Origin of the sequence: Hominibacterium faecale (genome assembly GCF_020734085.1) — a bacterium.
Lineage (GTDB): Bacteria > Bacillota > Clostridia > Peptostreptococcales > Anaerovoracaceae > Hominibacterium > Hominibacterium faecale.
This window is the reverse complement of record NZ_JAJAGH010000021.1, coordinates 15,089-28,869: the sequence shown is the minus strand read 5'-3', so window position 1 is coordinate 28,869 and position 13,781 is coordinate 15,089. Positions and strand designations below refer to the sequence as shown.

13 protein-coding genes are annotated in these 13,781 nt (G+C 48.4%); 2 read left to right on the top strand and 11 right to left on the bottom strand.

The window, feature by feature from the left end; all coding sequences use genetic code 11:
* Positions 1–115: 115 nt before the first annotated feature.
* The 3 genes from LG211_RS19585 to LG211_RS19575 all read right to left on the bottom strand — a co-directional run bounded on the left by LG211_RS19585 (position 116) and on the right by LG211_RS19575 (position 4,217).
* Positions 116–1,519: an MFS transporter gene (locus LG211_RS19585; protein ID WP_148399039.1), complete on the bottom strand. Its 1,404-nt coding sequence runs from the start codon at positions 1,517–1,519 to the stop codon at positions 116–118.
* Positions 1,520–1,953: 434 nt separating this feature from the next.
* The gene (locus LG211_RS19580) at positions 1,954–3,399 is read right to left on the bottom strand and encodes a basic amino acid/polyamine antiporter (RefSeq protein WP_269478271.1); all 1,446 of its coding nucleotides are present in this window, start codon (positions 3,397–3,399) and stop codon (positions 1,954–1,956) included.
* A gap of 47 nt (positions 3,400–3,446) precedes the next feature.
* Complete coding sequence (locus tag LG211_RS19575; RefSeq protein ID WP_253020194.1) at positions 3,447–4,217, bottom strand: dimethylarginine dimethylaminohydrolase family protein; 771 nt, start codon at positions 4,215–4,217, stop codon at positions 3,447–3,449.
* Positions 4,218–4,350: 133 nt separating this feature from the next.
* Between LG211_RS19575 and LG211_RS19570 the strand changes: the two genes are divergently transcribed.
* Entirely contained in the window at positions 4,351–5,001 is a 651-nt protein-coding gene (locus LG211_RS19570) for a GntR family transcriptional regulator (protein WP_253020195.1), read from the top strand.
* A 68-nt stretch (positions 5,002–5,069) separates the two neighbouring features.
* Here LG211_RS19570 and LG211_RS19565 read toward each other — a convergent pair whose 3' ends face one another.
* Positions 5,070–5,684 carry a Crp/Fnr family transcriptional regulator gene (locus LG211_RS19565; RefSeq protein WP_253020196.1) on the bottom strand — a complete coding sequence of 205 codons (615 nt, stop codon included), beginning with the start codon at positions 5,682–5,684 and terminating at the stop codon, positions 5,070–5,072.
* A gap of 149 nt (positions 5,685–5,833) precedes the next feature.
* On the opposite strand from LG211_RS19565, the gene LG211_RS19560 reads away from it, so the two are divergent.
* On the top strand, positions 5,834–6,973 hold the full coding sequence (locus LG211_RS19560; protein WP_269478270.1) for an MFS transporter: 1,140 nt from the start codon (positions 5,834–5,836) through the stop codon (positions 6,971–6,973).
* A 271-nt stretch (positions 6,974–7,244) separates the two neighbouring features.
* Here LG211_RS19560 and hypE read toward each other — a convergent pair whose 3' ends face one another.
* The 7 genes from hypE to LG211_RS19525 form a co-directional block, all read right to left on the bottom strand.
* A complete protein-coding gene (hypE, locus tag LG211_RS19555) occupies positions 7,245–8,225 on the bottom strand; it encodes a hydrogenase expression/formation protein HypE (protein WP_148399051.1) in 981 nt (326 codons plus the stop codon).
* A 347-nt stretch (positions 8,226–8,572) separates the two neighbouring features.
* Complete coding sequence (gene hypD / locus LG211_RS19550) at positions 8,573–9,607, bottom strand: hydrogenase formation protein HypD (protein ID WP_148399053.1); 1,035 nt, start codon at positions 9,605–9,607, stop codon at positions 8,573–8,575.
* Positions 9,607–9,822, bottom strand: coding sequence for a HypC/HybG/HupF family hydrogenase formation chaperone (locus tag LG211_RS19545; protein ID WP_148399055.1), 216 nt, complete (start codon positions 9,820–9,822; stop codon positions 9,607–9,609). Before LG211_RS19545 ends, hypD begins: the two co-directional genes overlap by 1 nt.
* Positions 9,822–10,304 (bottom strand): YbaK/EbsC family protein, encoded by a 483-nt coding sequence (locus LG211_RS19540; RefSeq protein WP_148399057.1) that lies wholly within the window; start codon positions 10,302–10,304, stop codon positions 9,822–9,824. Before LG211_RS19540 ends, LG211_RS19545 begins: the two co-directional genes overlap by 1 nt.
* A complete protein-coding gene (gene hypF, locus LG211_RS19535) occupies positions 10,291–12,477 on the bottom strand; it encodes a carbamoyltransferase HypF (protein ID WP_253020198.1) in 2,187 nt (728 codons plus the stop codon). Before hypF ends, LG211_RS19540 begins: the two co-directional genes overlap by 14 nt.
* Complete coding sequence (hypB, locus tag LG211_RS19530; RefSeq protein ID WP_148399061.1) at positions 12,464–13,183, bottom strand: hydrogenase nickel incorporation protein HypB; 720 nt, start codon at positions 13,181–13,183, stop codon at positions 12,464–12,466. Before hypB ends, hypF begins: the two co-directional genes overlap by 14 nt.
* 23 nt (positions 13,184–13,206) lie before the next feature.
* Positions 13,207–13,548, bottom strand: a complete 342-nt coding sequence (locus LG211_RS19525) for a hydrogenase maturation nickel metallochaperone HypA/HybF (protein WP_269478269.1) — start codon at positions 13,546–13,548, stop codon at positions 13,207–13,209.
* Between the last annotated feature and the right edge of the window lie 233 nt (positions 13,549–13,781).

The following is a 13,781-nucleotide window of genomic DNA, read 5'->3' as shown; positions in this document are numbered from 1 at the left end:
CACCTGACAGCTTGTCTATATTACCAAACTTCTTCCCCTCTGTCAACCGCTTTTCTCTTTCTTTTTTACTCTTTTTTGTAATTCCCCTTACACAAAGGGATTATATGAGGGAATACTACTTTCGAATAATCCTATCCAGCCCCGTCGTATCATAGCTCAGACCCTTGCGTTTATTATGAAGGGCCCTCTCCAGCAGCTCAAACCTGCCTTTATTGAGCGGATATAAAAACTGAAAGATGGCAGCAAGGATCAGCGCGGCGGCCGGCACCAGCATGAAGGCATTTTCAATGGTGGTCACCGCATGGGCGGACTGCTCTGCCAGTGCTCCGTTATAGCCGCCCCATTCCAGCATGCTGCCGAGAACCTTGCTGGAAATGGACATGCTCAAAGAAAAGGCGATTCCGTAGACAGAGATCACACTTCCTTCTACTCTCTTTCCCATCACAAACTCGCCCACCTCGCTGATGTCGTAGAGCACTGCGTTGAACAACTGCCAAAAGGCAGCGTATGCGATGGAAAACACGCAGGCGTATGCGATCAGTCCCAGATAGCTGCTCACATCCAGAAAACGAAATACGATGGCGCCGATTCCCGACACCAACAGCGCCAGGGCCAATGCGTTCTTCTTTTCAATTTTAATCGCCGCCCATCCCAAAAGTGGGGTGCATATGGCATTGACGATCATCGAAATCAGAAAAATGGTCGAAGTCACCTGATCCCCCAGGCCCAGCTTGTAGCGGGCAAAGAATACAATATTGGAACTATAAAAGGTATTTGCCGCCACAAAGGCAAAGATGACGACAATTAAAAAGATAAACGGCTTTAAGCGAAGGATTTTTATGTAGTCCCTTAAAAGCTGTCCAAGTCCGGCTTTTGGTTTTGTGTTTTCTTCTACCGGAGGCTTCTCCATTCCCCTGGTGCTGTTCCAGGTAATCAGAATCGAACCGCAGGCTACGAAGGCGATCAACAGTGCAACCGAAAACCAGGCGCCTCGGTCGCTCATGCCCAGCCCTGCCAGCAGCTCCACCATTGCCAGCGGCAGGACCATCCCCAATATGTTGCCCATAATTCCAAATACCCTGGCGCAGGTCCGAAGAACACTTCTTTCATTATATCCTGGTGCAATCTCCGCTCCCAGCGCGGAATAGGGTGTGTAATACGCGCCAAATCCAATCCAAAACAAAAACCCTGCGCCAATATACACGGCCACCTTCAGCGTTTCATCCCATCCAAAATCAGTAAATAAAGCAATCAGCCCCACCCCCAGGGGTACTACGGCAAAGATTAAAAAAGGACGGCGGCGGCCGTACTTGGAGTTCCAGTTATCGGAGACATATCCCAATGACATCTCGGCGATTCCATTGAGTATAATTGTCACCGCCGAAATCATTCCCGCAGTTTCTGCTGAAAGTCCGGCCACTGTAGTAAAAAAGACGATGGAATATACGGTCACGAAGCTGTAGGGCGCCGCATCGGCAATCGTCGCAACGCCATAGCCCCAATAAGTTTTCCTTTTCATAGATTTACGTCAACTCCTTTTCTTTCAATGAACCTATTATACGCAGGAAACCTGGAACATGTAAATATGAAAATATTTCTACACCCGCTGCAGCAACCCGATAAGTCCGATATTTTTTCATTAAAGTGATCCAAAGTTCCTGGAAGCTCTCTGTCACAATGCCATAAGTAAAAGGTTTTTGCCCTAAATCAGATAGTTCCTATTATGGCGCGTCTTTAATCAACCCGCACTGTGTCGTAAGCGGTCAGCATCATCAGCTTTTAAAACAAAGTATGACACTTGCCGCCCAATTCCACCCCTCATTCAAATCCCAGGTCCCGGTAGTTGCAGCAAACAACAAAAGAAGGCATCGCCCAAACACTTATCAATGTTTAGGTCGATGCCCTCTGTTTTTACAAATTTAATGACTCATCTTACGGCACTTTTCCTTCCCATTAGAAAAGCTGAATCGTACCGTTGGCCATGAGAATGATCGCAGCCACAAAAGCAGCAAGAACAACGACAACCGCAACCGCGTCGGTGGTTTTCGGAAGTACTTTGACTCCCTTTTGCTTTTGTGTATATAGATAGAGCAAAATCCCCGGCCCAAACAATACTGCCGATGCCAAGACGGACTGCCATCCGCTGGCATACAGCATCCATGCGCCATATACAGCCCCGATCACTGCAAAAATCCAAATGCTGGCTTTCGTTCCGCTTTCCATGGGGCCCTTCAGCGTCTCACCCTTTATGGTTATCTTCAGGCAGTACAGCCCAGACAGAAAGTAAGGGAACATGATCATACTGGTGGACAATGCATAGCACACTTGATATGTGGCAGCATTGAAATAGATGATGACCAAGAAAATCTGGATAACCACCGTCGATAAAAGCAGCGACGTCACCGGGGCTCCCCGCCGGTTCAGTCTGGCAAAAAACTTGGGGAAACATCCCTTGGATGCCGGAGCATAGGCACTATCTACACACAGAATGGTGTAAGTAAACAGCGCGCCTGCGATGGAAATGATTACTGCTATGTTAACCAGCATAGCGCCCCAATCACCTACAACAGCCTGAAGTACTCCTGCAACAGACGGAGTCTTAAGCGCCGCCAGTTCTTCTGTCGGCATGACGCCCATGCTCAGGATTGAAATCATCATATACAGCGCCAGCATGCACAGGAAACAAATGAGTGTAGCCCGCCCTGCAACCTTGGTGTTTTTAGCTCTTTCAGAAATAACGACAGACCCTTCAATACCGATGAAAATCCATACGGTAATAAATGTCGTTCCCTTAACCTGCTCCAACAGGCTCTTTCCAACACCTTCGCCGGTAAAGTTGGCAAAGAAAACGCTAGGATCAAAAGCCCGGGCGAAAACAATCGCCACCAGCAGCACCAGAATCGGCAGCAGTTTGGCAATTACCACAACTACATTGATGGTAACCGCCTGATTGATTCCTCTGGATACAAGCAGAGCAATCAACCAGATAATCACCGAAGCCGTTACGATTGACGCCACATTGTTGCCTTCACCAAATACAGGGAAAAAACTTCCCAATGAGCTGAAGAGCATGGTGATAAAAGAAATCTGAGCCAGTATGGCGCTGATCCAATATCCCCAAGCCGAACAAAATCCGATAAATTCACCGAATCCTTCTCTCGCATAGGTATACAAGCCGCTGGTCAGTTCCGGCTTTGCAATGCCCAGCCTAAAGAAACACATGCATAAGGAAAGCATTCCGATTCCCGCAATTCCCCAGCCGATCAGCGAGGCGAGCGGGTAAGCGCCCGATGATGCGAAATCGCCTGGAATGGCAAAAGCGCCGCTGGCCAGGATCAATCCGATGCCGAACATAGTCAGCCGCAGGGTGCCAAGCCCTTTTTCATTTGAATTTCCCATAAATTCACGTCCTTTTCAATTTTAACAAGTTATGATTGCTTGTTATCCTAGAATCGGAGCGAAAGACAGCTGAGACCTCCATCCAGCTTTCTGTATTCGGATGTGTCTACCAGCAGAATGTCGTACCCAGCGTCCTTTACTGCTTTTTCAACTGCCGGATATCCCTCAGGAACAATCACCGTTCCATTGACCCAAATGCAGTTGGCAGCATACGCCTCTTCTTCAGGGATAACAATTTTATTATATTTAGCAAAATCTTCCTTGTCAATAAATTCACCGGAAACTAACATATTATTGTTTTCAATGTAGTTTACGCCGGTTTTCAGATGGAGTACTTCTTCCAGAGGAACTTCTGAACCGCTGAGTCCATATTTTTCCAGAATCGCGATAAACTGCTTGATACCCTCTTCATTGGTTCTTGCAGAACGGCCGACATAGAAATGATCTCCCACCATCATAACATCGCCGCCTTCCAGCGTTCCCGGATCCTTGATATATTCGATTTTATCTTCGGGGAAGAATTTTTTCACTGCACCGATGATCTCATTCTTCTCACCGTTTCTGGAAGCTGCGCCTGGATTTGTAATGATCGCGCATTTTCTTGTGATTACAGCCGGATCTTCGACAAAGCAGGAATCCGGATAGCGTTCGTCCGCCTCGAGAACCGTTACTTCCACGCCGCACTTCTTGAGCGCTTCAATATAGTCATCATGCTGCTTTAACGCCAGTTCATAGTCGGGTTTTCCCAATTCCGGAGCAGAAGTGATCCCTTCAACCATCGCTTTACACGGTCTTCTTACGATTACATTTTTAAACATTCTAGATACCTCCATCTTTTTTCAGAATTTTATGTTGAATATATAATATATTATATTTTATATTCTGTCAATGTTGCAATTCATTTTTTTTGATGCTATTATAATAGTACTATTTGCAAGAAGGAGAAAATGTATGTATAAATTCCTGTCTCTGAAAGATCATGTTTATCAATATATTGCCGACCAGATCTCCAAAGGTGCATTGGTTCCAGGTAAAAAAATCAATGAAAACGAAATATGCCAGCAGCTGAGTATCAGCCGCACACCGGTCCGGGAAGCACTGATTCAGCTTTCCAGTGAAGGAGTTTTGGAAAACGTTCCCCGCAAGGGCTTTATAATTAAGGAAATGAAACCTGGTGAAGCCCGCCAGTTGTATCAGGTAATCGGCGTACTGGACGGTCTGGCCGCCCAGCTGGCCTGCAGCCGCATAACGGAAAAACATCTCAAGGATATGGCCTTTTATATCGACAGCATGGAACTGGCCATCGATTCGGATAACTATGAGATGTATTATAAACAGCAGGAAATCTTTCATGACATCTATTTGGAAGAGTGCGGCAATGAGGTGCTCATCGGCGTTCTCTCCCAGCTAAAAAACAAATTCGTATCTAAGACTTACGATCTTTCTACGGATAAAAAGGGGAAAGAAATTTTGCATACAACCAACGCGGAGCATCGAATCATCCTCAGCCTGTTTGAAAAAAAAGATTCCGCTGGTCTTTCTGATTATTTGCAGAAGACACATTGGAATCCGGAGCTGGCCTGCACAGAAGTCACCAGCTGAGCAGAAATGGATTTGCGCAAACAAAAAGAAACCACTGATGCCGATCAAAACTAGGCAGCAGTGGTTTTTTATTCGGACAGCGATAAAAACGGATCTTTTTTAATCCGTATATGCCCGCTCATTCCTTCAATGAGACCTTCCTCCCGGAGTTTTTTCATTTCCCTCAGCATCGCCGTCCTGTCCACACATAAGTAATCGGCCAACGCCCGCATGGTCAGGGGCAGAACCAAATCATTTGTGTGTTGTTTGCGGGATTCCATCGAAAAATAAGCAAGGAGTTTATCGCGCGTTTTTCTTTGACTCAACAATTCAATGCGTTCTGTAAGATAATTGTTTCGATTGGCAAGGCAGATCAGCAGGTTGCGTGCAAAACGCTTGTGAGCCTGGCAGCATTTGCTGCACCAGCCAGTTGCTTTGTCCAAATCGAAGAACAGCAGCTTGCAGCCGTTTTCGGCGCTGCGGACCATTATCTCTTGAGCTGTATTGGCTTTAACCCATGAAAAGTCCGGATGAATCAACATGTTCCTTTCTATAATGCCAAGTATATTGCGTATTCCGTCCAGCCGCAGTTCGCTTATTTCAATGGCCCCCTGTGCAACAATAGCGATTCGGCTTTCTGTTACTTGCCGGCGAATGAGTGCACCGGGAGGATAATTTTTTTCTCGCCCATTCAGACATTGCATAATTCTGCATTTCTCTTGAGGCGAAATACCCTCAAATATGGAAACTTGGCCCGATGCGTGTTGCAATTACAACACCTCCTTTTTCGACTATATTATATAATGAAATCGTTTAGACCCCTACATCTGTGTAACACCATAAAGGAGAATACATGAAACTTTTTAACCGATCTTTTTTGCTGCTATTGGCGGCGACCTTTTTTTATATGCTGAGCTTGTCCATGGGCAATCCCATCATTGCCGGTTTTGCCGGCGAACTGGGAGGCAGCGGCGTTGTAATGGGTATAGCAGGAGGAATGCTTAACATCTGTTCGCTTTGCTGCCGGCCGCTGGCGGGTAATGCGGTCGATCATTACGACCGACGAAAACTGGCTATGCTGGGGCTAGGCGCCATGATCATGAGCAATGCGGGATACTGCTTCTGTAAAGTGCCGATTTGTTTGATTCTATTCAGGCTGCTTAACGGTGCCGGATTTGCAGTGAGTTCAATCACGCTCTCTACATCCGTAGGAGCCAGTCTGCCTCCGGAGCGAATCGGTTCGGGGATGGGAATATACGGCATGGTCCAGGCCGTCAGTATGGCCTTCGCTCCCTCAATTGCACTCTGGGTATCAGATATGTGGGGATATCGCATTGCCTTTGCCGTTTCTGGGGCCTTTGCCTTAACTGCATTTGTCATCATCTTTCTTCAGGGTAAAGGCGCAGAAAAACAGGATTTGCTCTCCTCACAGCATGTAAAAAAGCAGTTTATTGCCCGGGAAGTACTGCCGACTGCGCTGGTTGTAATGCTCGTTACCCTCCCATACAGCGCATTATCCGCCTTTATTGCCACCTTCGCAGCAAACAGAGCCCTAAGTATAAACGTTGGCCTATATTTCCCGCTGTATGCCATTTTTTTAATTGCCTTCAGAGTTGTTTTCAGCAGGTTTTTTGACAGATGGAAGTATTCCCGCTTTGTGCTGATATGTGCACCGGCAGCCGCTGCATCTCTGGTTGTGGTGAATTTTATGAACGGCCTTGCAGTAATGGCTGCTGCAGCGCTTCTAATGGCACTGGGGTATGGAGTACTTGTTTCAGTCTCCCAAGCAAACGGCATACGCAAGGTGAGCATTTCCCATCAAGGAACCGCCAATAGTACTTACTACATTGGATTGGATTTGGGACTTGCCGGCGGGCCCATCCTGGCCGGATTTTTCTATACACATCTGGGCAGCCAGTATATGTTCTTAGCCTTGGCGGCGGTGCCTCTGCTTGCTTATGGAGTACTGGCTGTGAAAGGGAAATCCCTTTGACGATATAGGCCATCGATCAAAATAAGGCTGTTGCAGTAATCGTGATCATCGTGACCCCTGAATCCTTGAGCGTTACGTTCTTGGAGGGTTGGGGCGGGAGTCAAGGTCGGGAGCAAATCATTGTGATCTGTGCCTGACAGTCTTTTCCACGATGAAAAATCATCGCAAACTTAAGCCAAAATAAGCTCCAGCGATGATGTTGCTTTTCACCCTTTATGAATCTGGGTCCGAAGGACCCGCTCCTTCGGATCCAGAGCAGGTTAACCCCCGTCTAGCAAATCCGCGGAAGGCCTTCTCCGTAGAGCACATCCACCACGCGGCTGGCGCCCAGTCTGGTCGTGATAAAAGTCCCCGACCCTTCTGTCACCTGGCCGATGATCGCCGCATCTTTTCCATGCTCCGTCTTTTGCATCAGTTCCAGCGCCTGCTGCGCCTGCTCGGCGGGCACGACAGCGACCATCTTGCCTTCGTTGCCCATATAGAGCGGATCCAACCCCAGAATATCGGCAAAGCCCCGGACTTCTTCGTTTACTGGAATGGATTCTTCCGCAAGCTCGATCCTGCATCCGCTGGTATCTGCGATTTCATTGAGGATTGTACCCAATCCGCCTCTGGTCACATCGCGCATGGTCTTTACATCGATATCAGCAGAAAAGAGAGCATCCGTAATATCAGACAGACAGCCGCAGTCGCTCTTAATGTTGTTCTCAATCTCCATTCTGGCACTGAGGATGCAGGCATGGTGATCGCCCAAAGTTCCCGACAGCAAAATCTGATCGCCCGGCTCGCAGTTTGCGGCGCTCACATCCCGCCCGGCAGGAATCACCCCGATGCCGGAGGTATTGATGTAGAGACCGCCGCTTCCTTCCACCACCTTTGTATCGCCCGCGACAATGGTCACGCCGGCCGCCTTTGCCTGAGCCGCCATGGAGGAAACGATGCGATCCAGCGTATCCACATCCAGCCCTTCTTCTAAAATAAAACCGCAGGTCAGGTATTTGGGCTGGGCCCCCATCATCAATAGATCATTGACTGTTCCGCAAACACACAGCTTGCCAATATCTCCGCCTTTAAATTCCAGCGGTGTAACCACAAAGGAATCGGTGCTGAAGGCGATTTTTCCGCTGATCTCAAGTACCGCCGCATCTTCCATCTTATCCAGCACGCTGTTTTTAAAATGTTTTCCGAAAACGCTGCTCATCAGCTCTGCCGATGTTTTTCCTCCGCTTCCGTGGGCCATCGTAATTTTCATCTTATCCTCCTCAGACACTCTAATCAAAAATATACTTGTATAACTAAAAAAAAAGCGTTATAATTTAAAAAAGGAGCCACCGGTGAACGGTTGCTCGGAGTGGCAATTAAAACACTCGTCCTGCCTCCAAGCCTGGACGGGTGTTTTACTTTATATGTAAAACTAACGCTTAATCTTTGCGACTAAGGCAATCACTGTGCAAAGAACCATTGTATAAACCATCAGGTTATCAAACGTCAAATACATAGGATCACCTCCTTTTCAGGAGCAACCGTCCACCGTTACCGCGGCTCGAATCGATTATACCATACTTGCAACCAGAATTATACCATATTTTCCATTTTTTTCTATTTGTTCCGATACCAGATTCCGCAGGCCCCTTCCGCAGAAACCATGCACGGTCCGAATGGATTGGTTGGACTGCACTGGGTCTTGAACATGGGACACTGATCAGGGTTGATCTTGCCTACGATCACATCTCCGCATCTGCAGCCCTCCGGAAGCTTCATATCCGCCACCAGTCCCCTGCTTCCGCCGTCATAGAAGGTATCTTTCAAGTAAAGTCCCGAATCGGGAATAACGCCAAGCCCCCTCCACATAGCCGGACCCGGTTCAAAATAAGCGTCCAGCACTTCCAGAGCTTTTGAATTTCCCTCATCGCGCACAGCGTTGGTATAGAGATTTTTTACCTTAGCTTCTTTTTTCTCCAGCTGTCTGACCAGATCATAAATAACCGCTAAAATATGCTCCGCTTCAAACCCGGCGACCACAAAGGGTTTTTTATACGTTTGCGCCAGCTGCTCATAAGGCTTGCTGCCGATGATCACGCTCACATGTCCGGGGCAGATAAAGCCGTCAATATCCTTTTGATTTTCGCAAATCCAGACCAATGCAGGGATAACGGTTTTCAAAGCCGTCACAAGACGCAGATTTTCAATCCCTTTGGCCAGAGCCTGCTGCATCATCAGAGCATAGGCGGGCGCCGTCGTTTCAAAACCCACCGCTGCGATCACATAGGTAGTGCTCGGATCAGCCTGGGCTTTTTCTAATGCCTCGAAAGGAGAATACATCAGCTCCACCTTAGCGCCTTTTCCTTTCATATCGGACAGACTTCCTTCGGTGCCCGGAACCTTCATCATATCGCCGAAGGTCAGCAGCACATGATTCTCTTTTTGCGCGTACTCGATGCACTGATCGATATATGCCGTGGGCGTCACGCAGACGGGGCACCCTGGGCCTGAGATCAGCTTGATCTTGGGAGAAATCAGGCTGCGAATGCCGTTTTTAAAAATACTGGCCGTATGGGTTCCGCAGACTTCCATCAGTTTGATCTCCGGTCCGTCATAAGCTTTCAAATATTCGATTACCTTTTTAAGTTCCACTATGATAATTCCTCCAGATCGGCAAAGAGATCGATCAGCTCTTTGGCCTTATCCTGTTCCATAACTTCGATGGCGCATCCCGCATGAACCAGCACGTACTGGCCCGGCTTGGGATCCACAAGGCCCACATTGACGTCGACCATATTTCCACGAAAATCCACCTGAGCGGTGGTCCCATCAGTGGCAATGACTTTGCCTGGTATTGCAATACACATTATTCTTCCTCCGGTATTTTGCAGACATCGATCCACTGCTGCGCTTTCGAATAAGTAAACAGCTCGTCGCAGGTCAGTTCGATGGCGCTGTTTGAGCTGCCGCAGGCCGGAAAGACCGTATCGAACCGCTGCATGGATACATCCGCATATATTTTTACATCTTCATTGTCAATGGCAAAAGCGCAGACTCCGCCTATCTCATGGCCGGTAAATTGGACCACTTGTTCCGCGGAAAGCATCTTTGCCTTGAATCCAAATTGTCGTTTAAATTTTCCATTATTGACTTTCGTGTCGCCTGCTGTCTGAATCAGGATGCAGCCGCCGTCCGGGTCGAGAAAGGACAGTGTTTTGCATATCCTTGCCGGAATGACCCCCGCCGCTTTGGCCGCCAGCTCCACGGTGGCGCTTGAAACATCAAATTCCTGAATTCGATCTTCGATGCCAACTTCTTTGAAATAGGTTCTCACTTTATCGATTGCCATACTCCGCCTCCTTTTTCTTGAGGGCAATGTAGGTCTGCCCCAGAGCGATGCCTCCGTCGTTTGGACTGACGGAAACATTGTAATACGGAAGGAATCCTGATTGGCGCAAAAGCTTCAGGCTTTCTTCCATTAAAATCTTATTCTGAAAAACTCCGCCGGTCAGTGCTACCTGCCGCGCTCCGGTTTCTTCCCTGATCCTGCAGCAGGTATCCAGGATCATGCGGGCAATTTTTTTATGAAAGTCCAGGGCCAGAGCGTTGGCCGCGGAAGCGCCGGGATCAGCCGCCGCATCTTCCAGCAGAATGGCGCATTGGCCTTCGTAATCATTGCGGTCCTTGATTCCCAGCAGCGCCGACACTCCGTCGAAAAGCCGGCCCATGCTGGAGCTTTTAATGGTATTGATTCCCGCCTCAATCCCTTTCCTGGCAAGCGCTTCTCCCGGCCAGGTCCGTTTCTCGGCAAATTCCATAATCGGGGAAAGATCAATGGCAATCCCCTCGGATTCCTCTTCATAGCCCTTCTCCCAGGCATACCGGTAACTGACCGCCGATTTCCATCCTTCCTTCATGGAAGAGTCGCCTCCCAGCATCTTGACATAACGCAGATGATCGAACCGTTCAAATCGGTCATTCTCACAGAGGAGAAATTCGCCGCCCCAGACAGCCCCGTCCGTGCCGTATCCGGTTCCGTCAAAACTGACACCGATCACTTTTCCGGAAAGGTCGTGCTCCGCCATGACCGATGCCACATGGGCGTGGTGATGCTGTACCCTCAGCACCGGCAGTCCCAGGTTCTCTGCGTAGGCGGTGGTATAGTAAAGGGGGTGCTGATCGCACACCACCAGCTCCGGCTTAATACGAAACAGAGCTTTCATCCGCTCCACATTTTCTTCATAAATCCTTTGATTCTCCACGCTGTCCATATCGCCGAAATATTGACTCATGTAAGCAAACGGGCCCTTGCTCAAAGCGAAGGAATTTTTCAGCTGCCCGCCGACTGCCAAAACCTCTCCCCCAAAGCTTGTCTTGATATAAAGGGGGACCGGCGCATAGCCTTTGGATCTGCGGATCATCTGCGGCTGGCCGTCGATCGCCCGCACCACAGAGTCGTCTACCCGTACTTGGATCCGCCGTTCGTTGTCAATCACGCCTTTAATCAGCGGCTCTTTCTCCATCATAGCCGCCATTTCCTCATTATCTTTTATGATAGGCATTTCAGAGCGGTTGGCGCTGGTCACGATCAAAGGGCTGATTTCATCCAGCAGCAAATGCTGGGCGCCCATGCTGGGCAGAAAAGAACCGATGAACCGGCTCTTATTGATCTCTTTAGACTGGGAAGGCTTATGCTCCAGCAGCAAAATCGGTCTGGCCGATGATGTGAGGAGTTTTTCCTCGATCGGCGACACATAACAGTATTCCTTGATCTGCTCTATGTCACGAAACATTACAGCAAAGGGTTTTTGCTCTCTTTTTTTAATCTGCCGCAGTTTGAAAACCGCATCATCACTGCGCGGATCGCAGATGAGATTATAACCGCCCATGCTTTTAAAAGCGATCACTTCTCCTGCGGCGATCAGCCGGGCGCCTTCCTTCACCGGCATGCTCAATACCGGTCCGCAGCTATGGCAGGAAATGGTCTGTGCATGATACCTTCGATCATGCAGATCCGTATATTCCTTTTCACAGAAATCGCACATGGGGAAATCAATCATCGTCGTATTATCCCGGTCATATGGGATTCGGTCGATGATGGTATACCTTGGTCCGCAGATCATGCAGCTGATAAAGGGATGGTTGTATCTGGGATTTTCCGGGTCCCGCATCTCAGCCAGACAATGGGGACAGATGGATAAATCAGCGGGGATCATCGCCGCCTCGTCGTCTCCCGCGTCGCTGTCCAGGATGGTAAAATGGTCGAATTCCCGGAAGGGCTCCAAAGTCCGTTTGATGTGAACAATTTCAGCGGGCGCCGGCTTCTCGGTTTCGATGGCCTCCACAAAGGCATCGATCCGCTGAGAGGTGTCCGTCACTGCGATTTCAACCAGACCTCCGATATTGAGTACTTCCCCCTTCATCCCCATGCGGTGGGCCGTTTTGGCCACAAAAGGGCGGAATCCCACTCCCTGGACAATCCCCCACAGCTTGATCCTCTGGGTCGATCTATTTGTGGTCATGGGTATGTCCGTGATGGTGGTCATGATGGTGGGAATGGTCTTTTGCTTCCAGCTGTCCGGCCCGCTCCATCAGCCATTCTGCCACTTCTTCGAACCCTTCTCCTGTCTTTCCCGACACTTTGAACACCGGCACATCCTTATTGAGCGCTCTGACGCCTTTCATGAAAAAGTCCTCGTCAAAATCCAGATAGGGGATCAGGTCCACTTTATTGAGAATGATGATATCGGCTTTTTCAAAGGCCAGCGGATACTTGTACGGCTTGTCGCTGCCTTCGGTGACGGTGGAAATGAGCATCATCACGTGTTCGCCGATGGTAAACTCAGCCGGACACACCAGGTTGCCGATGTTTTCGATGAAAAGAATTCCCTTCTCATCAAACTGCATATGATCCACCATGTGGTCGATCATGGGAGCATCCAAATGGCAAGCTCCGTATGTATTGATCTGGTGGGTATCGATGCCCATGCTCTTCAGGTCCTGGGTGTCCAGGTCCGACTCGATATCCCCTTCAATGACATAGGGCTTGTACTCCTTTAAATGTTTAAAAATGTTTTTCAGGGTAGTCGTCTTGCCCACTCCCGGCGCGCCCATTTCGTTGACGATCAAAACACCGTGAGCGCTGAGATGTTCTTTCACGTGCTGGGCGATCTGGTCATTCTCATCGAGAATGCCTTCCATAACATCTATCTTTCTAACGTCGTGCATAAGATTCCTCCTGTTTTTCTTTCTTATTCTACCTCAATGCTTTCTATATAAAATTCTTTGCCGATGTCCGTAGGACCGCCGTCGGTCCCGCATCTGGGACATGCGAAGGACAGCAGCTTTTTTTCAAACAGCTCTCCGCACTTAGGACATTGGAGTTTTGGTTTGACGTGCTGAATCTCCACATCAGCGCCTTCGCAGAGGGTCCCCTCGCTGATCAGGTCAAAATACATATGAACAGAATCGCCCACATATCCCGAATAGTCTCCTATGACCAGCTTAACCTTTTTCACTCGGTCCGCCTCTGCCTCCCGGCAATGTTTTTCCGCGATCTTTATGATCTGCTCTGTAATTGGATATTCGTGCATCCTCGTATCCTTTCTAAGTCAAATGCTTACTTATCTATTATAGTAGTTTTAGGTCGGATATACAAATTATATTTTTGGAAAGGTCCGGCCGAAAAAATTCTTTCTCCATTCTCAACGGCCATTTTTCCATATTTTTCAATTATGTGCATATGCAACAATTCTCCACCTTCTTTTTTCCCCTTTTTTGTTTAATCAAACAATTATGTTTTCTCACAAATTTTTCCGACTTTTTT